The 18,920-nt window shown below is 59.1% G+C and carries 19 protein-coding genes and 2 tRNA genes; 11 read left to right on the top strand and 10 right to left on the bottom strand.

What is annotated here, in order from left to right; all coding sequences use genetic code 11:
* Position 1: 1 nt before the first annotated feature.
* The gene (locus tag ACR0DJ_RS09270) at positions 2-1,051 is read right to left on the bottom strand and encodes an ABC transporter ATP-binding protein (protein WP_480684664.1); all 1,050 of its coding nucleotides are present in this window, start codon (positions 1,049-1,051) and stop codon (positions 2-4) included.
* An 82-nt stretch (positions 1,052-1,133) separates the two neighbouring features.
* Positions 1,134-2,873, bottom strand: a complete 1,740-nt coding sequence (locus tag ACR0DJ_RS09265) for an ABC transporter substrate-binding protein (RefSeq protein ID WP_480684663.1) — start codon at positions 2,871-2,873, stop codon at positions 1,134-1,136.
* Positions 2,874-3,116: 243 nt separating this feature from the next.
* On the opposite strand from ACR0DJ_RS09265, the gene ACR0DJ_RS09260 reads away from it, so the two are divergent.
* The 9 genes from ACR0DJ_RS09260 (at position 3,117) to ACR0DJ_RS09220 (ending at position 11,210) form a co-directional block, all read left to right on the top strand.
* A complete protein-coding gene (locus tag ACR0DJ_RS09260; RefSeq protein WP_480684662.1) occupies positions 3,117-4,478 on the top strand; it encodes a V-type ATP synthase subunit B in 1,362 nt (453 codons plus the stop codon).
* Positions 4,456-5,061, top strand: a complete 606-nt coding sequence (locus tag ACR0DJ_RS09255) for a V-type ATP synthase subunit D (RefSeq protein WP_170346518.1) — start codon at positions 4,456-4,458, stop codon at positions 5,059-5,061. Before ACR0DJ_RS09260 ends, ACR0DJ_RS09255 begins: the two co-directional genes overlap by 23 nt.
* Positions 5,058-6,854 (top strand): V-type ATP synthase subunit I, encoded by a 1,797-nt coding sequence (locus ACR0DJ_RS09250; RefSeq protein ID WP_480684661.1) that lies wholly within the window; start codon positions 5,058-5,060, stop codon positions 6,852-6,854. Before ACR0DJ_RS09255 ends, ACR0DJ_RS09250 begins: the two co-directional genes overlap by 4 nt.
* Positions 6,851-7,294: an ATP synthase subunit C gene (locus ACR0DJ_RS09245; RefSeq protein ID WP_152457528.1), complete on the top strand. Its 444-nt coding sequence runs from the start codon at positions 6,851-6,853 to the stop codon at positions 7,292-7,294. The genes ACR0DJ_RS09250 and ACR0DJ_RS09245 overlap by 4 nt, the downstream gene beginning before the upstream one ends.
* Positions 7,294-7,971 carry a hypothetical protein gene (locus ACR0DJ_RS09240; protein WP_170346520.1) on the top strand — a complete coding sequence of 226 codons (678 nt, stop codon included), beginning with the start codon at positions 7,294-7,296 and terminating at the stop codon, positions 7,969-7,971. The genes ACR0DJ_RS09245 and ACR0DJ_RS09240 overlap by 1 nt, the downstream gene beginning before the upstream one ends.
* A 1-nt stretch (position 7,972) precedes the next feature.
* Positions 7,973-8,665 carry a hypothetical protein gene (locus ACR0DJ_RS09235; protein ID WP_425077999.1) on the top strand — a complete coding sequence of 231 codons (693 nt, stop codon included), beginning with the start codon at positions 7,973-7,975 and terminating at the stop codon, positions 8,663-8,665.
* Positions 8,662-10,503 carry a V-type ATP synthase subunit A gene (locus ACR0DJ_RS09230; RefSeq protein ID WP_480684659.1) on the top strand — a complete coding sequence of 614 codons (1,842 nt, stop codon included), beginning with the start codon at positions 8,662-8,664 and terminating at the stop codon, positions 10,501-10,503. Before ACR0DJ_RS09235 ends, ACR0DJ_RS09230 begins: the two co-directional genes overlap by 4 nt.
* A 131-nt stretch (positions 10,504-10,634) precedes the next feature.
* Positions 10,635-10,997, top strand: coding sequence for a DeoR family transcriptional regulator (locus tag ACR0DJ_RS09225; protein ID WP_425078001.1), 363 nt, complete (start codon positions 10,635-10,637; stop codon positions 10,995-10,997).
* Between the two features lie 36 nt (positions 10,998-11,033).
* Complete coding sequence (locus ACR0DJ_RS09220; RefSeq protein WP_480686246.1) at positions 11,034-11,210, top strand: hypothetical protein; 177 nt, start codon at positions 11,034-11,036, stop codon at positions 11,208-11,210.
* A gap of 61 nt (positions 11,211-11,271) precedes the next feature.
* Here the strand turns inward: ACR0DJ_RS09220 and ACR0DJ_RS09215 are convergent.
* The 6 genes from ACR0DJ_RS09215 to ACR0DJ_RS09190 form a co-directional block, all read right to left on the bottom strand.
* Positions 11,272-11,346, bottom strand: a tRNA-Glu gene (locus tag ACR0DJ_RS09215).
* Between the two features lie 24 nt (positions 11,347-11,370).
* Positions 11,371-11,445 (bottom strand) — tRNA-Glu (locus ACR0DJ_RS09210).
* A 98-nt stretch (positions 11,446-11,543) separates the two neighbouring features.
* Positions 11,544-13,286, bottom strand: a complete 1,743-nt coding sequence (recJ, locus tag ACR0DJ_RS09205; RefSeq protein ID WP_480684656.1) for a single-stranded-DNA-specific exonuclease RecJ — start codon at positions 13,284-13,286, stop codon at positions 11,544-11,546.
* 93 nt (positions 13,287-13,379) lie between these two features.
* Positions 13,380-14,363, bottom strand: coding sequence for a class II fructose-bisphosphatase (gene glpX, locus ACR0DJ_RS09200; protein ID WP_257600425.1), 984 nt, complete (start codon positions 14,361-14,363; stop codon positions 13,380-13,382).
* A 69-nt stretch (positions 14,364-14,432) separates the two neighbouring features.
* Positions 14,433-15,719 (bottom strand): homoserine dehydrogenase, encoded by a 1,287-nt coding sequence (locus ACR0DJ_RS09195; RefSeq protein ID WP_170346525.1) that lies wholly within the window; start codon positions 15,717-15,719, stop codon positions 14,433-14,435.
* Positions 15,720-15,846: 127 nt separating this feature from the next.
* A complete protein-coding gene (locus ACR0DJ_RS09190) occupies positions 15,847-16,095 on the bottom strand; it encodes a hypothetical protein (protein ID WP_170346526.1) in 249 nt (82 codons plus the stop codon).
* A 102-nt stretch (positions 16,096-16,197) separates the two neighbouring features.
* Between ACR0DJ_RS09190 and ACR0DJ_RS09185 the strand changes: the two genes are divergently transcribed.
* Entirely contained in the window at positions 16,198-16,785 is a 588-nt protein-coding gene (locus ACR0DJ_RS09185) for a TetR/AcrR family transcriptional regulator (protein WP_425078003.1), read from the top strand.
* A gap of 21 nt (positions 16,786-16,806) precedes the next feature.
* Here the strand turns inward: ACR0DJ_RS09185 and ACR0DJ_RS09180 are convergent, their stop codons facing one another.
* The gene (locus ACR0DJ_RS09180; RefSeq protein WP_170346527.1) at positions 16,807-17,718 is read right to left on the bottom strand and encodes a pirin family protein; all 912 of its coding nucleotides are present in this window, start codon (positions 17,716-17,718) and stop codon (positions 16,807-16,809) included.
* 157 nt (positions 17,719-17,875) lie between these two features.
* On the opposite strand from ACR0DJ_RS09180, the gene ACR0DJ_RS09175 reads away from it, so the two are divergent.
* Positions 17,876-18,358 (top strand): hypothetical protein, encoded by a 483-nt coding sequence (locus ACR0DJ_RS09175; RefSeq protein ID WP_480684653.1) that lies wholly within the window; start codon positions 17,876-17,878, stop codon positions 18,356-18,358.
* Here ACR0DJ_RS09175 and ACR0DJ_RS09170 read toward each other — a convergent pair.
* The gene (locus ACR0DJ_RS09170) at positions 18,317-18,916 is read right to left on the bottom strand and encodes a TadE/TadG family type IV pilus assembly protein (protein WP_425078004.1); all 600 of its coding nucleotides are present in this window, start codon (positions 18,914-18,916) and stop codon (positions 18,317-18,319) included. The two genes, ACR0DJ_RS09175 and ACR0DJ_RS09170, sit on opposite strands and share 42 nt — an antisense overlap.
* Positions 18,917-18,920 lie beyond the last annotated feature (4 nt).

Here is an 18,920-nt window from a genome sequence, read left to right as displayed (position 1 = left end):
GTCAGGCCACCCTTTTGCCGTCTTGGCCGAAATACCGGCAATGGGCCGGGTTCATGAAGAATGTGTGATCCTCGCCCACCTGATAGGGATGGACACCGGCGGCCAGCGACACCCAGGCGTCCTCGCCATGCTGGAAATGCGCGCTGGAATCCGAGCCCGAAAGCTCGGTCACGATCACGCGGCCGGTCAGTTCCACGTCCGCGTCAGACGTACGGAACGGCGTCACACGATGCGGCCGCACCGCGACCATGTAATCTCCGTCGGCCATGTCGGTGACGGCCCAGCCACCTCCACCGGCCAGTTGCGCCTGCGCAGCGGAAACGGTGATGCGTGCGACATTGATCGGGGGGTCTGAAAAGACCCGCGCGGCGGCGATGTTCTCGGGGTTGCGATAGATGTCAGCGGTTGGCCCGAACTGGGTTACGCGGCCATCTTCCATCAGGGCGGTGTAGCCGCCCAGCAGCAGCGCCTCTTCGGGCTCGGACGTGGCATAGACCACCACGGCCCCGCGCCCGGCGAACAGCTCGGGCAGTTGCTCGCGCAATTCCTCGCGCAGCTTGTAGTCCAGGTTGGCCAGCGGTTCGTCAAGGAATACCGCGCGGCTGTCCTTGGCGATGGCACGCGCCAGCGCGGTACGCTGCTGTTGGCCACCCGACAGCTCGTGCGGGCGGCGGCGCAGCATCGGGCGCAGTTGCAGCAGGTCGGCGGCCTCTTCCACGCGGCCCTCGATCTCGGACTGCGCCATGCCTGCCACGCGCAATGGCGAGGCGATATTGTCGAATACGGTCATATGCGGGTAGTTCACGAAGAACTGGTGCACGAGGCTGATTTTTCGCTTCTGCGTATTCAGCCGTGTGACGTCCTGCCCATCCATCAGGACCTTGCCCGAGGCGATCGGGTCCAGCCCGGCCATCATCTTGATCAGAGAGGTCTTGCCCGAGCCCGTCGCGCCCAGCAGCACGTTGAAGTGGCCTGTTTGAAGGGTCAGGTTTGTGGGCTTGATATGGATGACGTTGCCGACCCTTTTGGTCGCGTCTTGAAGTTCGATCATGTCCGTGGGTTCCGGTCCTTCAGTGCAATGCACTGGTCTTGAAGTGGGGGTGCCTGATGCGGCACCCCCGGGTTTCAACGGCTTACTGAGACTGCCAGCGCTGAACCAGTTCGTCATAGTTGACGGTCTGGCCTTGCGGCTTTTCGTTCTCAAGCTTGGCCTTGGGCGAACCCGGCTTTTCCAACCAGAAGGACGGATCCTGCGGCTCGTTCAGGCGTGGACCGCAGCCGCCGTAGACACCGGCGCTTTCATCCGCGGCCTGCATCCGGGCCATGGTGATGTCCATCTCTTCGGCCAGACGATCCATCGCCTCTTGCGGGGTGAAGGCGCCCGAGTTCACGTCACCGATCTGCTGCCACCAGATCTGGGCCAGCTTCGGATAATCCGGCACGTTGATGCCAGTCGGCGACCATGCCACGCGGTCAGGCGAGCGGTAGAACTCGACCAGACCACCCAGCTTGGGTGCGCGTTCGGTGAACGACTCGTGGTTGACCGAGCTGTCGCGGATGAAGGTCAGACCCACATGGGACTTCTTCACGTCGACAGTTTTGGAGGTCACGAACTGGGCATAAAGCCAGGCTGCCTGGGCACGATCCGAGGGGGTCGATTTGAGGAACGTCCAGGACCCCACGTCTTGGTAGCCAACCTTCTGGCCTTCTTCCCAATAGGGGCCGTGCGGGCTGGGTGCCATCCGCCACAGCGGCGTGCCTTCGTCATCCACGGTGTTGTTGCCTTCGGACTTCGGCTTGACCATGTCGGCGGTGAAGGCCGTGTACCAGAAGATCTGCTGGGCCACATTGCCCTGGCTGAGTGCCGGCAGTGACTGGTAGAAGTCATAAGACGCGGCACCCGGAGGCGCATAGGCCCGCAGCCATTCATCCCATTTCCGGATCGCATAGACCGCAGCGGGACCGTTTGCAGCACCACCACGCGACACCGAAGCGCCAACAGGGTTACAGGTGCCCGCTTCCATGCGGATGCCCCATTCGTCGACAGGCACACCGTTCGGTTCGCCCGTGTCGCCGGCACCGGCCATCGACAGCCAGGCATCGGTCATGCGCCATCCGAGGTCGGGCGCGCGCTTGCCGTAATCCATGTGGCCGTAGATCGTGGTGCCATCGATTTCTTTCACGTCATTGGTGAAGAACTCGGCGATGTCCTCATATGCGGACCAGTTGACCGGGACACCCAGATCATAGCCGTATTTTTCCTTGAACGCGGCTTTGTTGGCCTCATCATCGAACCAGTCCTTGCGGAACCAGTAAAGGTTCGCAAACTGCTGGTCGGGCAGCTGATACAGCTTGCCGTCCGGGCCGGTGGTGAACTGAATGCCCATGAAGTCATCCAGATCCAGCGTCGGCGAAGTTGTCGCCGCCCAGTCACCGTTCATCATGTCCGTCAGCGCATAGGCCAGCTGCAAACGCGAATGGGTGCCGATCAGGTCACTGTCGTTGACATAGCCGTCATACAGGTTCCGACCCGTTTGCATCTGGGTCTGAACGGCCTGAACCACTTCACCTTCACCCAGAATCTGGTGGTTGACCTTGATACCGGTGATTTCCTCGAACGCCTTGGTCAGCACCTCGGATTCGTAGGAATGTGTCGGGATACCTTCGGACAGGACGTTGATTTCCATACCTGCGTAAGGCTGTGCAGCTTCGATGAACCACTGCATCTCGGCCATCTGTTCGTCTTTCGACAATGTCGATGGCTGGAATTCGTCGTCGATCCAGCGTTGTGCTGCGGCTTCGTCGGCCCAAGCAGGACCGTGCCCCGCAATGACGGCAGCCGCCGCCACTGCGGAAAGTAGATGTCTCCGCATCTGTCTCCTCCCAAAAATTATGGTTCTCCGGCAGAAACCGGATGCCGGACAGCATCAGCGATTTCTTGCGTATGTGTCAAACTAAAAATTTAGTAATTGACGTTCAGGCATCCCGAAAGAGGGGGGCTGAACTCATTTGCCAATTTGTGAATTCGCTGTAAGCTGGCATTGTTAATACAAAAATTACCGCTGAACCGTGCAGCGCGAATTACGAAAAACGACTTGGAACAGTGAGGATAAGCAATGTCCCGAAGTCTGTTGAAGTACACGCGTGTTCTGGAAATCGTCGGGGACACAATCAAGGTTCGAGTGCCAATCGGGGGCACTCGTGAACCGACTGTCCGGTTCAACGACCTCGCTGTGATCGAGACGGTGGATGGCCGAAAAACACTGGCCCAGACGATCTTCATCGACCGGGATGTCGTCACGTTGCAGGTGTTTTCCGGCACCAAGGGCGTATCGACCGAAGCAACGGCAACCTTTCTCGGTCACCCGATGCAGACACCTTATTCGGCCAACATTCTGGGCCGCGTGTTTGATGGCGCCGGTGTGGCCATTGATGGAGGCCCCGACCTGTCTGCGGAACCGCACATCGATATTGGCGGACCGACCGTCAATCCGGCGGAACGCGCGGTTCCAAACAGAATGATCCGCACGGATGTGCCGATGATCGACGTGTTCAACACATTGGTCGAGAGCCAGAAAATTCCGATCTTCTCGGTTTCAGGCGAGCCGTTCAACGCGTTCCTCAGCCGAATCGGTATTCAGGCCGACGCGGATATCGTGATCTTTGGCGGGCTGGGGCTGATTTTTGACGACTACCACACGTTTCGCACCTCGTTCGAAGATGCGGGTGTGTTTTCGCGCACCGTCATGTTCGTCAATCAGGCGATGGATCCTTTGGTGGAACGTCTGCTAGTGCCGGACATGGCATTGGCAGTGGCCGAGAAGTTCGCTGTGGAAGAGGGCAAACGCGTGCTGGTCCTGCTGACGGACATGACCGCCTATGCTGACGCGATGAAAGAGGTCGGCATCAGTCAGGAAAGGGTGCCATCTCAGCGCGGCTATATGGGGGACCTGTATTCGCAGCTTGCGCGCCGATACGAAAAAGCCTGTGACTATGCCAAAGGCGGGTCGGTCACGGTTCTGACCGTCACGACCATGCCCGGAAACGACGTGACCCACCCGGTGCCTGATAACACCGGCTATATCACCGAAGGGCAGTTCTATCTGCATTCCGGTGTGATCGATCCGTTCGGCAGCCTGTCGCGCCTCAAGCAGAACGTGATCGGCAAGACCACTCGCGAAGATCACGGGCAGATCATGAACACGATGATCCGTTTCTATTCTGAAAGCCGCGATGCCGCGCAGAAACAGGCGATGGCCTTCGACCTGTCAGACTATGATCACCAGTTGCTGAAATTCGGCGGCCTGTTCCGGTCTCAGTTCATGGACATCAATGTTTCGATCCCGCTGGAAGAGGCGCTGGATCTGGGTTGGAAGACTCTGGCAGAGTGCTTTGCGCCTGAACAGTTGCTGATGAAGCAGGCACTGATCGACAAGTATTTCCCGAAGGATGCCAATGGCGCGGTTGCAGCTGAATAAATCGTCGCTTGCACGCGAACAGACACAGCTGAAAAGCTATGAGCGGTTCCTGCCGTCGCTGGACCTGAAGCGGCAACAGTTGATGGCTGAACGGGCCCGGGCCCGGGAAGAGGTCGACCGTCTTGAGCAAAAGGTACAGGCACTGGTGCAACAGGTTGGTGAAAGGCTTCCGATGCTGGCCCAGCAGGGTGTCGTTCTGGATGGGCTGGTCACGCTCAGGGACTACAAGGTCAAAGAGGTCAATGTGGTGGGGGTCAAACTGCCTGACCTTGATCGGATCGATGTGGTGGTGCGCCCGTATTCCGTTTTGGCCAAGCCCCATTGGGTCGATGCTGCTGCGCTTTTGCTGCACGACGTTATCGAAGCGCGGGTGCGGGTGAAAATTGCCGAAGAACGGGTTCGCATCTTCGAAAGGGCGGTGGCCACCATTACCCAGCGGGTCAACTTGTTCGAAAAGGTTCTGATCCCGCGCGCCAAGGCCAACATCAAAAAAATCCGCATCTACCTGAGCGACGAACAGATGCAGGCTGTCGTGCGGTCAAAGATCTCGAAACGCAAGCACGCGCAGGAAGCTGTGACATGAGCGTTGCGCGTTTGAAAAAGATGTCCCTGATAGGGCCGGCTGCAAAAAAGGCGGACACGCTTGAGGCGCTTCAGACCCTTGGCTGCATGCATGTTTTGCCGCTTGTACCGCCGCCAAACGAACCGGAAAAGATCAGCGATCGTGGTGCAAGAGATGCGTATAAGGCGTTGCGTTTCCTTGTAGAAGTGCCTGAACCACGCCGTCAGATCACGCGCGCCCCGGATTTCGACATGGACCGTTTCGTGCGCGAGGTGACCGACCTCATGCAGCGCATTCGGGATACGATGGACCGGCGTGACTTTCTGGCCCATCGCATCGCCCAGGTGCGACCCTGGGGTGATTTGGATTTTCCGCCGACCGATGCGCTGGCTGGCAACAGGCTGTGGTTCTATCAGCTGCCGCTGAAGCACCGGGATGCCCTGTCCGAGGTCAGATTCCCATGGGCAATATTGGCGGAAGACCACCGGTACCTGTATGCCGTTCTGATTTCACCTGACGAACCCGATGATGGCGTTCTTCCTGTTCCGCGAACGCATGTTGGCTCGCTGCCTGTGCACGAGCTTGAGGCCCAGTTGGAAGAGGCCGAGATCGCCCTCGAGGCGTTGGAAGCCGAACGCGTTGCGCTGACGCGCTATCTGACATTGATGCGCGGGAACCTGTCCGTCGCCGAAAGTGCCGCTGAGCTTGCCCATGCAACGCAGAAAGTGCGCGATGAAGAGGCAGTGTTTGCTTTGCAGGGGTGGGTTCCCGTGGATCAGGTGGAGACTGTTCTTGCCATGGCAAACGCCAAGGGCTCGGCCGTCCTGATTGAAGATCCGGGGCCGGGCGACACGCCCCCGACCTTGTTGGAGCAGCCTGAAAACCGCAGGGCCGCTGTCGATCTGGCGCTGTTCTATCAGGTGCCAGGATATCAGTACTGGGACCCCAGCGTCATCGTCTCGGCGTCCTTCGCGATCTTCTTTGCCATGATCGTGGCGGATGCCGGGTACGGTGCTGTCATCCTGCTGGCTGTGCTGGCCTTTTGGAGACGGATGGATGGCACGGCAGGTCAAAGATCCTGGCGTCTGTTCGGCCTGATCATCTCGGCTGTTTCGATGTTTTACGGCGTCATGGTGGGCAGCTATTTTGGGGTATCACCGGCTGCCGGCTCGATTTGGGCAAGGCTCAAGGTGCTGGATTTGAACGATTTCGGCGCGATGATGATGGTCTCGATCGTCGTTGGCGTTATACACCTTGTCCTGGCCAACGCACTTGCGGCCCGCGCGGCGTGGGGGCAACGCAAGGCGGTTGCCAATCTGGGCTGGATTGCGGCGCTGATCGGCGGCTTTGTCCTTTGGCTCGGCTACATGAACGGCAAATCGCCGGTGCCGGGCGCGGCTATTCTGGCCGCCGGCATCGTGGCGATTGTGCTGTTTTCCAGCGAGCGGGTCATCCAGAGGCCGGTGGACTGGATCTGGCGATTGATCGAAGGGTTTCAAAGCCTTGCCGGGGCGATGGGCGCGTTTGGGGATGTTCTCAGCTATATGCGTCTTTTTGCGCTGGGCCTTGCCTCGGCTTCGCTGGCGATCACGTTCAATGATCTGGCGGTGTCGGTCATGCAGGCCCTTAAGGGGCCGGGCATTCTGTTTGGGCTGCTGATATTGATCATAGGTCATGTTTTGAACTTTGCGCTCGCGATGATGAGCGGCGTCGTGCACGGCTTGCGTCTCAATTACATCGAATTCTTTAAATGGGGTCTGCCGGATGAAGGCATCATCTTTCGTCCGTTTGCCCGCAAGGAGGTTCAGGAATGAATGAGCTTGTTCTTACACTGGGTTGGCTGGGTATTTATGCGCCAATGGCATTGGGGGCTGCGGCCAGCGCCATAGGGTGTTCGATCGCCGGTATGGCCAGTATCGGGGCCATGACGGAAACCGAGGGCGGCTATGGCCGTTTCGTGGGTGTATCCGCGTTTCCCTCAACGATGGTCATCTATGGGATCGTCATCATGTTTACCCTGAACCGCGACGTGACGCCTGAAAACGCGGGCGGTCTGTTCGGCATCGGCATCCTGTCGGGCATCGCGCTGATGTATTGCGGCATCTGGCAGGGTCGGGCCTGTGCGGCTGCGATCAACGCGACCAAGGAAAAGCCCGAGATTTTTGGCCTTGCCCTGGCCCCCGCCGCAATCATCGAAGGGTTTGGTGTTTTTGCCTTCGTGTTTGCACTGGTCATTAGTGCGGGGATCAGCTGATGGCACAGAACGGAACGATTTCGCACGGCGTGGACGCCCTGATCGACAAATTGCGCAACGATGGGGTTGCCGCAGGTCAGGCCGAAGCCGAAAAGCTGCGCGCAGAAGCAAAAGCCGAAGCCGCGCGCATCGTGGCAGAGGCAAAGCGCGAAGCCGAGGAGTTGAAAAAGAAAGCCCGCACAGAGACCGACAATTACAGGGCTGCCGGGGAAGAAGCATTGAACACGGCGATGCGGGATGCCGTGCTGACCATGAAGGCAGGTCTGACGGATCGCTTCAAGGCAGATGTCGAACGCCTTGTAACCAAAGAGATGTCCGATCCCGAGCTTCTCAGGCAGATGATCCTCGAGGTGGTAGGCCGGGCCGGGGCAAGTGCAAACCTGGACGGCAAGGTTTCCGTTATCCTGCCTGCCAGGGTCGCCACGCAGGAAGACATCAAGCAAAATGCCGATGACATTCAATCCGGCAAGCTGACGAAATATGTTCTTGGGCTGACCGCGAAGATGCTGCGCGAGAATGTCGAGTTGCACGCAGCCGATGACGTGCAGGAAGGCATCCGCGTCCGCGCAGAAGATCAGGGTGTTGTTCTGGACCTGACGGATAAGGCGGTGGCGTCGCTGTTGATGGAGCACTTGCAGCCCCGGTTCCGTGCCGTTCTGGAAGGGGTCATCCGCTGAAATGTCAAAGCAGGACGCCTATATCGCGTTGATGTGCAGCCTTCCGGGTTCGGAACGGCTGTTCGTTGCCAGGCAGCCGCCCCTGTCACGTATCAGGCTGGACCGTCGATTGACGGCTTTGACACCGGAGGACAGCAGAGTTCTGAAGATCCTCGAGCATGCGTTGAGCTGGAGCGCCTACGACATGGATGTCACCGACGCTCAGGCGATCCAGCGCTGCAAACAAGCGATGCTGGACATCCCTCAGCCCACCTTGCGCAAGCTTTTCATGGAACGCATGGAACTGCGCTCGGTGGTCGCGGCATTGCGATTGAGAAAACGCGGAGAACCAGCGCCATCAGGCCCTTTCGGGGTCGGACGATGGAGCCGCCACATTCCCGCCAATTGGAGTGATCCCAGCTTTCGGATGGAACGGCTCATGCCCTGGATCAAAGAGGCAACCCAATTGCTGGAAAACGAAGATCCGCTGGGTCTGGAACGTCTGCTTTTGTCGATAAGCCACAAGCAGCTCAAGCGGCACGCGGCTCGTCACATGTTCGATTTCGAGGCGGTCGCCATTTACGTTCTGATCTGGAACATCTTCGACCGCTGGGCGCAAAGCAGCGCTGCGGAAGCCGCCAAGAGATTTGAGAAACTGGCACAACAGGCCATGGCCGATTTCGCTGAAGTCGATTTTGAGGGAGCAAGCGCATGACAGCCCCAATCTCAGCCAAACACTCATCGACCGCACGTGTCGTCCTGGTTCAGGAAGGGCTTGTGCGGATACAGGCCAATTCGGACACGACCGGCCACCCCGGTCAACTGGTCAAAAACGAAGTGGTTTACATATTGCCTTCGCGTTCCGGCCCCGGTGGGCGTCAGGAAAGGCTCAAGGGCGAAGTGCTGCGCGTACGTGGGGATATGGCGGACGTTCAGGTCTATGAAAGCACTGATGGGGTGGCGGTTGACGACCCGGTGGAGCAATCAGGTCAGCTTTTGTCGGTAGAGCTTGGTCCGGGGCTGCTGGGGCAGGTGTTTGACGGGTTGCAATCGCCTTTGCCCAAGGTGGCCGCCGAATTTGGAACCTTCTTGCCGCGCGGCGCAGATGTCGCGCCCTTGGATGAACATGCAAAATGGTCCTTTACGCCGTCGGTGACGGTGGGCGATACGGTCACTGCCGGGGACAACATCGGAACAGTGCCCGAAGGCCATCTCAGCCACAAGATCATGCTGCCGTTCAACTGGACCGGCGCGTACAAGGTGGTCTGGGTGCAAAAAGGCGCGGCCACGATCCATGACATCGTGGCCCGTCTGGAAGACGAAGACGGTGGCGAGCATACGCTGACGCTTTCGCAGAAATGGCCGGTTCGGCGACCACTGCCGGAAAATGTACTGAAGCGCGCGCTATCCGAACGGTTGTATCCGACGGAACCGGTTCTGACGTCGCAACGACTGATCGACACGTTCTTTCCGATTGCGCGCGGCGGCACCGCCTGTATTCCCGGTCCGTTCGGAGCGGGCAAGACCGTGCTGCAAAACCTGATCGCACGGAACGCGAAGGTTGATATCGTGATCGTCGTGGCCTGCGGCGAACGTGCAGGTGAGGTGGTCGAGACCATCGAGGAATTTCCGAAGATGACCGATCCAACCACCGGCGGCAGCCTGATGGATCGGACGATCATCATCTGCAACACGTCATCCATGCCGGTTGCCGCGCGCGAGGCGTCGATCTTCACCGGCATTACGTTGGGCGAGTATTATCGCCAGATGGGCCACGATGTCTTGTTGATTGCCGACAGCACCAGCCGGTGGGCGCAAGCCATGCGCGAGACCTCGGGCAAGCTCGAGGAAATTCCGGGCGAAGAAGGGTTCCCGGCCTATCTGGAAAGCTCGATCAAGGGTTTGTACGAACGCGCCGGGGCGCTGAAAACGAATGATGGGGATCTTGGCAGCCTGACGCTGATCGGAACGGTTTCGCCTGCTGGCGGCAATTTTGACGAGCCGGTAACCCAGTCAACCTTGTCGACGGTCAAGTGTTTCCTCGGGTTGTCATCCGAACGCGCCTACAAGCGGTTTTATCCAGCGGTCGATCCGATGCTCAGCTGGTCCCGGTATGCTGACCAATTGTCCGACTGGTATGACAGGAACGCCGAGCCGGGGTGGACAGCCAAAGTGCGCACCCTTTTGGCCCTGATCGAAAAAGGCGAACAGGTCGATCAGATGATGCAGGTCACCGGGGAAGAGGGCGTCACAATTGACGACTTTGTAACCCAACAGAAAGCGTTGTTCGTCGATATGGTCTATTTGCAGCAGGACGCATTTGACACAGTCGATGCGACGGTGCCGCTTGAACGGCAGATAAAGACGTTCAAGCTTGTGTACGATGTGACGCAATCCAAGGCGGTCTTTGTCGACAAGACCGAGGTCAGGCAGGTGTTCACGCAACTGACCGGGCTGATGAAAAACTTTCACTACGCGGCAGAAAACACACCCGAATACAAATCCACCTGGCAAAAGATCGAAAACCTGTGCCGAGAAAAGCTTGGGGTCTGAGACAGGTCGCGCCGAATTGTTCCGGTGATCCCCGAAGGCTGGAAATACCGCGCGTTGCAGAGGTTGCACCGGCTTGTCGCATGCAGCGATCCATGCCCTTATGATGCGAAACCGAGTATTCGGAGCCGACAGTGAAGAAAAAAGCCCCAAACACCCATCGTGAACTGGAATTGCTTGACGCATTGCGGCGTCTGGGCGGGGCAGCGCGAAACTCTGATCTGGTGAATGTGCTGGGTGTGTCCGAAGAAACGGTGCGACGTACGATCAAGTCCTTGTCCAAGGCGGGCATGATCGAACGCGTTCATGGCGGCGCCTACCTTGCCGGGGCACAAGGTGATCCCGGTTTCTTTCGCCGTATTTCGCAACATGCCGACGAAAAGCGTCTGATCGCTGTGCGTACGGTCAAAATGGTGTGGGATCACATGACGGTCTCCTGGATGTCGGCTCGACCACGGCCTTTGTCGCGGAGGAATTGCGCCGGGCCAACCGTCTGACGGTTGTCAGCAATTCCATCGGCGTTGTACTAGACATTGGCGGGGATCAACGGAAACCGTGTGCTTTTGCTGGGCGGAGAACTGCAAAGCGATGAGCGGGGCACCTTCGGCCACGTCACCCAAAGGCAGTTGCAACGATATGCGTTTGATCTTGCGATCCTCAGCACGGATGCGATCTCGGACAGCAGGGGAACCTCATGCAGCGTGACATAAATCACGCGCTGGAAAAGACCAATCGTCAGATCAGAAGTCAAAGGCTGAAGATGCAGGAAAATGGTAGCCCGTAGGGGAATCGAACCCCTCTTTCCAGGTTGAAAACCTGGCGTCCTAACCGATAGACGAACGGGCCACTTGGTAGTGACGCAAGCACAAGTGGTAGCCCGTAGGGGAATCGAACCCCTCTTTCCAGGTTGAAAACCTGGCGTCCTAACCGATAGACGAACGGGCCACGCTGGCTTGTGGGGGGCCTTTTACGGTTTCACCGTGACCCCCGCAAGCCGAAAAACGCAGGGACTTGAAAGTTTTTTGCGCGGTCAGAGCGAGATGTCAATTTGCCTCTGCCGCGTCCTCGAGCCTGAGCTGCACGGATTGCCGTCCGCCCCAGGTATTCACCTCAAGCCTGCCTGCAAAATGAAAGCGCGCGCCTCCATGATTTGACAGTCTCTCGCCCATCGGACCGTCAAAGGCACCAAAGGCAATCGCATCCAGCCCGCCGCCCATGCCATCGGACAATGACAGCTTCAGGTGCGTTTCCCCCACACGTTTGGCAAAACGCACCTGTAGATCCGGAATCGCGTATCGCGGGGCAGGGGCTCCGGCACCAAACGGTCCGGCCTGTTCGATCTGTTCGACCAACTCCACTGTTGCGGCACCGGGCATAAGAGCACCGTCCAGCTTCATATCCGCCGGGCCGCCCTGACCTGCGCCTTGTTTTGCCAGCAGTTCACTGAGACGTTCCATGGCAGGTTCCAGTTTGTCGCGCATGACGGTAAGTCCAGCAGCCATCTTGTGACCACCGCCCTTGACCAGCAACCCTTCGGCCGCGAGCCGCTGGATCGACGCCCCCAGATCCACGCCCGAGACCGAACGCCCCGAGCCTTTGCCCTCATCACCGTCAAAACCGATCACGATGGCCGGACGGTTGGCGGTTTCTTTCAATCGAGACGCCACGATGCCCACCACCCCCGGATGCCAGCCCTCACCGGCGGCCCAGACCAGTGGCGCGTCGAGTCCGCGACCCTCGGCCTGCTCCATCGCGGCGGCGCGCACGGCGTTTTCGATATCCCGGCGTTCTGTGTTCAGCGCGTCCAGACGTTCGGACAGGGCCTGTGCCTCGTGCAGGGAATCCGTGCTCAGCAGGCGGGCACCCAGATCGGCCTGCCCGATGCGACCACCTGCATTCACGCGGGGGCCAAGCAGAAAACCCAGGTGATAGCTGTTGGGCGCCGTATCCATGCGCGAGACATCGGACAATGCGACAAGTCCGGGGCGTTGCCTTTGCGCCATCACTTTCAGGCCTTGTCGAACCAGGGCGCGATTGGCGCCGATCAAAGGTGCAACGTCAGCCACGGTTGCCAGGGCCACCAGGTCCAGCATCGATATCAGGTCGGGCCCCTTTGCGCCCGCCGCGCGCAATTGGCGCCCAGCTTCGACCAGCATCAGAAACACGACACCCGCCGCGCAGAAATAGCCCAGATCGCCGCTTTCATCCTGCCGGTTGGGATTCACGACGGCAACGCAGTCCGGCAGGGTTTCGCCGCCGAGGTGGTGATCCAGAACAATCACGTCCGCCCCCGTGGCTGCGGCAATCGGTTCATGGCTGAGCGTACCGCAATCGACGCAAATGATCAGGTCGTGGCTGGTTGCCAGTTCCCGCATTGCCGGAACATTCGGACCATATCCCTCATCAATCCGATCCGGCACATAAAGCGTCGCCTGCAAGCCCATCTGCCGAAGCCAGACCAACAGCAGCGCGGCAGAACTGCCGCCGTCAACATCGTAATCCGCGAACACCGCGATCTTCTCGCGACGGCGTACGGCGTCCAGGAAGCGTGCGGCCGCGACTTCCATGTCTTTCATGTCTCGAGGATCGGGCAGCAGCTCTTTGAGCTTAGGGTCCAGAAAGCCGCGCGCCTCCATGACCGGCACGCCACGACGGGCCAGAACCTGACATACCGCACGCGGCAGGTCGGTCTGTTGAGTCATCATCTCGGCAGCCCGTTCCAACTCGGCTTCCGGGCCAACCCAGCGCCGCCCGGTCAGTGATTGTTCTACGCCAAGAAAACCCATTGCCTGCCCCTTATGAACCAAGGCCGGATCCTTTCGGACCCGGCCTCTTCATCTTTTCCCAAATACTCCCGCCGGAGGCAACGGCGCAAGCCGTTAGGCGTTATCATGCGGCCACGTGGGGGTGCGATACGACATGCGGCGTACGGACCCGGTCTTTGAACGCATCAGCAGCGTCGTGGTTTCCACCCAACCCGGCTCGCGCTTGATGCGCGGCAACAGAGAACCGCCGGTCACACCCGTTGCGGCAAAGATCACATCCGCAGTCACCATCTCGTCCCGCGAATAGACCCGGTCCAGATCGGTGATGCCTGCCTTGGCGGCACGGCCTCGTTCGTCATCGTTGCGGAACAACAGACGACCAAAGATCTGTCCGCCCATGCATTTCAGCGCAGCAGCAGCCAACACCCCCTCGGGGGCGCCACCCTGGCCCATATACATATCGATACCGGTCACTTCGCTTTCCGCGCAATGCATGACGCCAGCCACATCACCATCGGTGATCAGGCGGATCGATGCTCCGGTTTCGCGCACTTCGGCAATCATGGCTTCATGGCGCGGGCGTTCCAGAATGCAGACGGTGATGTCCGCAGGCTTGCAGTTCTTGGCCTTTGCCAAGGCTTCCACCCGTTCGCGTGGAGACATGTCCAGACTGACGACGCCCTCGGGCAGGCCCGGACCAACGGCAAGCTTGTCCATGTAGACGTCGGGCGCATGCAGCATCGAGCCGCGCGGGCCCATGGCAATCACGGTCAGCGCGTTGGGCATGTCCTTTGCGGTCAGCGTTGTGCCTTCCAGCGGGTCCAGCGCGATGTCCACGCCGGGGCCGTTTCCGGTGCCGACTTCTTCGCCGATATAAAGCATCGGAGCTTCGTCGCGTTCTCCTTCACCGATCACCACGACGCCAGCAATGTCCAGCAGGTTCAGCTGTTCGCGCATTGCATTCACGGCGGCCTGGTCGGCGGCTTTCTCGTCACCTCGCCCAACCAGAAAAGCCGAGGCCAGCGCAGCCTGTTCCGCCACCCTTGCCAGCCCCAGAGACAGCAGGCGGTCGTTGAAATCGGTTTTGGCAGCACTCATTGTTCAGTATCCTCTGGTCATTTAAGCCGTTTCTATGGGCATAGCTTGCGTTTCATGCAGGCTGCAAGTTCAAACCTCTTCAATCCGCAATGCGACGGGGGCACCGGCGACCACATCCGTTTCCCGGAAACCGTCCAGCGCAACGTCCAGCGCGGCGCGGGTGGTTTTGTGGGTAACGATCAACACAGGCGCCGTGCTTTCGGCATGGGCATACTGGCGCATCCTGTCTATGGAAACACCCGCATCGCCCAGAATGGCTGCAACCTTGGCCAGGGCGCCCGGTTTGTCCAACAGGCCCAGCCGCAGATAATAAGGCGCAGGCAGGCCCGTGACGGCGGGGGCCGCAGCCTCAAGCGTTTTGGCCGGTCGGCCAAAGGTCGGGATTTGCAGCCCGCGTGCCAGATCGCAGACGTCGCCCATCACGGCGCTGGCGGTCGGGCCCTCGCCTGCGCCGGGGCCGCGCAGAACAACCTGTTCCACCGCGTCGCCTTCGATCACCACCATGTTGGTGCCGCCTTCCAATTGACCCAGCGGCGAGTCGCTGGGCACAAGGCAAGGCTGCATGCGTTGCTCCAGCCCGCGCGCGGTGCGCTGTGCCACGCCCAGCAGCTTGATGCGAAAGCCCATATCTTCGGCCTGGTCGATATCGTCGAGGCTGATTTGCTGAATGCCTTCGATCTCAATCCCGTCGAAATTGGGCTTGGTGCCAAAAGCGATCGAGGCCAGCAAAGCCAGTTTGTGCGCGGCGTCGATGCCACCGACATCCAGATTGGGGTCGGCCTCAAGATACCCAAGTTCGGCGCATTCGTCGAACAGAGCGTTGTAGCCCTGACGCTGCGATTGCATCCGGGTCAGAATGTAGTTGCAGGTGCCATTCATCACGCCCATCACGCGCGTGATCTCGTTTCCGGCCAGTCCTTCGGTCAGGGATTTGATTACGGGGATACCGCCCGCGACCGCGGCCTCAAACCGGATGACGCGACCTGCGGCTTCGGCCTGTTCGGCCAATTCCTGCCCGTGAATGGCCAGCAATGCCTTGTTGGCAGTCACGACGTCTTTGCCGCTGGCGAGCGCGGCTTCGACCGAGGCTTTGGCAGGGCCGTTTTCTCCGCCCATCAGTTCGACATAGACATCGATATCGTCGCGTTTTGCCAGCGCAACCGGGTCGGTTTCCCACGCATAATCCGACAGGTTCACGCCACGGTCCTTGTTTGGATCCCGCGCAGATACGGCCACGATTTCAATCGACCGGCCCGTGCGCGCCTTCAGCAAATCTGCATGGCGGCGGACAATCTTGACGACACCCACGCCGACAGTTCCCAAGCCCGCAATTCCCAGCCGCAGTGCCTGTGTCATTTCGTGGGTTCCTTTCCGCTCGAAACTTGTCTGATTTCGGACGCCCGCCCGATCAGCGCTGCCTTATCGGGTTCAGGCCAAGGGTGCAATCCGTCACCGGGGGATTGTAGGCGTGAAATGCCGCGCTTTAGTTGGTTTGCGCGTTTTGCAGCGCCTGGGCCTTTTTCGCCAGCGCCTCGCTGCGCTGCGTCAGGTCTTCTTCCACCTCTGCGGCCTGACTGACGGGATCAATCGAAGGCCCCAACGTTTCCTGCACCGGAACAAGACGCGGGTAGGGGGCCGATTTGACCGAGGCCGGTTCGCTGCCTTCAAGTTCGGGAAAGTCTGAACACCCGGCAAACACAAGAATAATAGGCAGAACAGGCAACAGTTTCATGTGGCACGCTTTTCGGTTTCGTTGGTCCCTTCGTGATGCACCTTTTGCCGGCGCCGATCAAGCGGGGTTCTATATGAACATTTGTTCAGATACTGTGGGTGCATGGCACGTACTCAAGGCTCCCACTCTGATATCACAGGTCCGCGCATCCGAAAGGCGGCCCTGAGCCTGTTTGCCCGCCACGGCTATGCGGCGGTTTCGATGCGGCAGATCGCGAAAGAGGTCGGCGTTCAGGCAGGGGCTTTGTACAATTACACGCCGGACAAGCAGAGTTTGCTGTACCGGTTGATGCGGGAACATATGCAGGATCTGCTTTCAGCGCTCAATGCGCTGGAGCGCTGCGATGACTGCCAGCAAGCGTTGCGCCGATTTGTCGGTTTTCACATTCGTTTCCACCTGCAACGCCCTGACGAGGTGTTCATCGCCTATATGGAGCTGCGCAACCTCTCACCCGAAAACTTCGCCGAAATCGAAGATCTTCGGCGTCAGTACGAAAACGCGTTGGAAGACATCCTTCACTCTGGCCAGCAGGCTGGTCAGTTTGCGATACCGGACACCAAGATCGCCACGCTGGCGGTGATTGCCATGTTGAACGGTGTGATGACCTGGTACAGGTCCGGAGGGCGGCTGTCACTGGACGAGGTCGAACAGATTTATTGGAACATGGTGCATAAGGCGGTGACGGCCTGAAACGGCCAGACCGTCACAGTGTCAGTGCGCAGGGCGAATGAAGGTCCCGTTGCGCAGGTCCCGAAAGGCTTGTTCAAGTTCGGCCCGCGTGTTCATCACAATGGGCCCGTGCCATGCGACGGGTTCATTGATCGGAGCCCCCGAGATCAGCAGAAACCGCACGCCTTCGGGGCCAGCCTGAACGGTGATTTCGTCCCCCGTTCCGAAACGGACAAGCGTGCGGTCACCCGACATATCCCGGATATTCACCTCTTGCCCGGCGACCTCTTTCTCCAACAGCACACCGGACGGGCGTGATGCATCTGCAAAGGCGGCCTGACCTTGAAAGACATAGGCGAAGGCTCGGCGGTAAGTGTCGATGCGGAACGTCTTTTTCACACCTGCGGGGACCGAGATGTCCAGGTACTGCGGGTCTGCCGCAATGCCGTCCACGGGGCCGGTTTTGCCCCAGAACTCTCCGACAATCACCCGAACGGTGGTGCCGTCGTCATCAGTGACCTCGGGGATGTCCTTGCTTTGAACATCCTGATAGCGCGGGGCAGTCATCTTCTGATCCGAGGGCAGGTTGCCCCAAAGCTGAAATCCGTGCATCTGCCCCGAGGAGTTTCCCTGCGGCATCTCCTGATGCAGAATGCCGGACCCCGCAGTCATCCATTGCACGTCACCGGCGCCCAGAGTGCCGGTGTTGCCCAGCGAATCCGAATGCTCGACCGATCCGGCCAGAACATAGGTGATCGTCTCGATCCCGCGATGCGGATGCCAGGGAAAACCGGCCTGATAGTCCTGCGGGCGTTCGTTCCTGAAGTCGTCGAACAGCAGGAAAGGATCAAGTTCGGACGGGTCCTGAAACCCGAACGCGCGGTGTAGTTTCACGCCAGCCCCTTCCATCGTCGGGGTTGCCCTGCGTGTTTCCAGTGTGGGTCTAAGGGACATGTTGGCCTCCGGTTCGTTTGATCAGCATGTAACCTCTGCGTGAATGTGGTCAATTTGCGTGAACTAACCGGGGCTGTGCAAATTTGCGGCACAACCAAGCCCCTGTTGTTTCCCCCGGAAAATCGCTAAGCCGAAGCTGAACGGACAGGAGACATCCATGCAGGACGAAGTGCTGGCAACGATTCAGGCGTCATCCCCCAGACGGTGGACCGGAGTAGGGATGCTGTCGACGGTTGGTGCGCTGGTTACATATGTTGCTTTGGCATCGCCGCCAGAACCGGTGTGGCAGGTTTTTCTGTTTGCCGTTGGTGGCGCGTCGCTTTGGCTGGCCTATCGCGTTTGGCAGGCGACCCAGGACCATATTGAGCTGACTCAGTCGGAATTGCGTACCGGGTCAGGCCAGGTGATCGCAAAAGTGGACGATATTGAATCGGTGGATCGCGGTGCGTTTGCATTCAAGCCTTCAAACGGCTTTCTGGTTCGTACCAAGCACAAAGATACGAACCAATGGGCGCCCGGGTTGTGGTGGCGGATCGGTCACCGGGTCGGCGTGGGCGGCATGACGTCTGCCGCCGAGGCCAAGTTCATGTCAGAGGTTCTAAGCGCCATTATCCACGCAGACGACCGGAGGGCGCACTAGGTTGCAGGCGACCTTGGTGGAAAAGCGGGGACGGGTGAAGATGAAGTTCTGAAAGTTAATGCCGGTCGCCAGATCCCAACCGGGTTTGAACTGGGGAATATACTCGTTGGACGTTTCCACCAGAATGACCGTGTCCTGATCCGGCATTGGCGGCAGGCGGTTTGCGATTTCCTGGATGTTGTTGTTGTTCCATTCCGTGTCATAGCCGCGCACGGTCGACCAATCCACGTAATGGCGGTCGTCAGTCACGTCAAACCGGATCAGCGAGACACGCATGCGCACTTCAGACCGGTTGTTGATCATTTCGCCCATGAGTTCGTGAAGTGAGTCGATGTAGACATCCGTCACAGCGGCCGATTCACGTGAGATCAGATCGCTGACCGTATAGGCGGCCTTCAGGTTTGACGCGCTTTGACGAAACCCCTCGAATGCGGTGAACGTAAACGTAATCGTCCACAGCAACAGCGGGAAGATCATGATGGCCTCGACGGTCAGAATGCCACTTTCGTCCTGCTTGAAGGCCTTGATGCGGTTTTTCACGTTTCTGAATACAGACATAGCT

The sequence above is a fragment of the Ruegeria sp. BF10 genome, from assembly GCF_056538725.1.
The sequence above is the reverse complement of the archived record's forward strand: the minus strand, read 5'-3'. Positions and strand labels throughout refer to the sequence as shown.

Excerpts from the sequence above, each read along its gene's own strand:
- ACR0DJ_RS09170 (WP_425078004.1), bottom strand. The coding sequence starts at position 18,916 with ATGTCTGTATTCAGAAACGTGAAAAACCGCATCAAGGCCTTCAAGCAG.
- ACR0DJ_RS09265 (WP_480684663.1), bottom strand. The coding sequence starts at position 2,873 with ATGCGGAGACATCTACTTTCCGCAGTGGCGGCGGCTGCCGTCATTGCG.
- ACR0DJ_RS09260 (WP_480684662.1), top strand. The coding sequence starts at position 3,117 with ATGTCCCGAAGTCTGTTGAAGTACACGCGTGTTCTGGAAATCGTCGGG.
- ACR0DJ_RS09185 (WP_425078003.1), top strand. The coding sequence starts at position 16,198 with ATGGCACGTACTCAAGGCTCCCACTCTGATATCACAGGTCCGCGCATC.
- ACR0DJ_RS09245 (WP_152457528.1), top strand. The coding sequence starts at position 6,851 with ATGAATGAGCTTGTTCTTACACTGGGTTGGCTGGGTATTTATGCGCCA.
- ACR0DJ_RS09270 (WP_480684664.1), bottom strand. The coding sequence starts at position 1,051 with ATGATCGAACTTCAAGACGCGACCAAAAGGGTCGGCAACGTCATCCAT.
- ACR0DJ_RS09250 (WP_480684661.1), top strand. The coding sequence starts at position 5,058 with ATGAGCGTTGCGCGTTTGAAAAAGATGTCCCTGATAGGGCCGGCTGCA.
- recJ (WP_480684656.1), bottom strand. The coding sequence starts at position 13,286 with ATGGGTTTTCTTGGCGTAGAACAATCACTGACCGGGCGGCGCTGGGTT.
- ACR0DJ_RS09175 (WP_480684653.1), top strand. The coding sequence starts at position 17,876 with ATGCAGGACGAAGTGCTGGCAACGATTCAGGCGTCATCCCCCAGACGG.
- ACR0DJ_RS09190 (WP_170346526.1), bottom strand. The coding sequence starts at position 16,095 with ATGAAACTGTTGCCTGTTCTGCCTATTATTCTTGTGTTTGCCGGGTGT.
- ACR0DJ_RS09235 (WP_425077999.1), top strand. The coding sequence starts at position 7,973 with ATGTCAAAGCAGGACGCCTATATCGCGTTGATGTGCAGCCTTCCGGGT.
- ACR0DJ_RS09180 (WP_170346527.1), bottom strand. The coding sequence starts at position 17,718 with ATGTCCCTTAGACCCACACTGGAAACACGCAGGGCAACCCCGACGATG.
- ACR0DJ_RS09240 (WP_170346520.1), top strand. The coding sequence starts at position 7,294 with ATGGCACAGAACGGAACGATTTCGCACGGCGTGGACGCCCTGATCGAC.
- glpX (WP_257600425.1), bottom strand. The coding sequence starts at position 14,363 with ATGAGTGCTGCCAAAACCGATTTCAACGACCGCCTGCTGTCTCTGGGG.
- ACR0DJ_RS09195 (WP_170346525.1), bottom strand. The coding sequence starts at position 15,719 with ATGACACAGGCACTGCGGCTGGGAATTGCGGGCTTGGGAACTGTCGGC.
- ACR0DJ_RS09255 (WP_170346518.1), top strand. The coding sequence starts at position 4,456 with ATGGCGCGGTTGCAGCTGAATAAATCGTCGCTTGCACGCGAACAGACA.
- ACR0DJ_RS09230 (WP_480684659.1), top strand. The coding sequence starts at position 8,662 with ATGACAGCCCCAATCTCAGCCAAACACTCATCGACCGCACGTGTCGTC.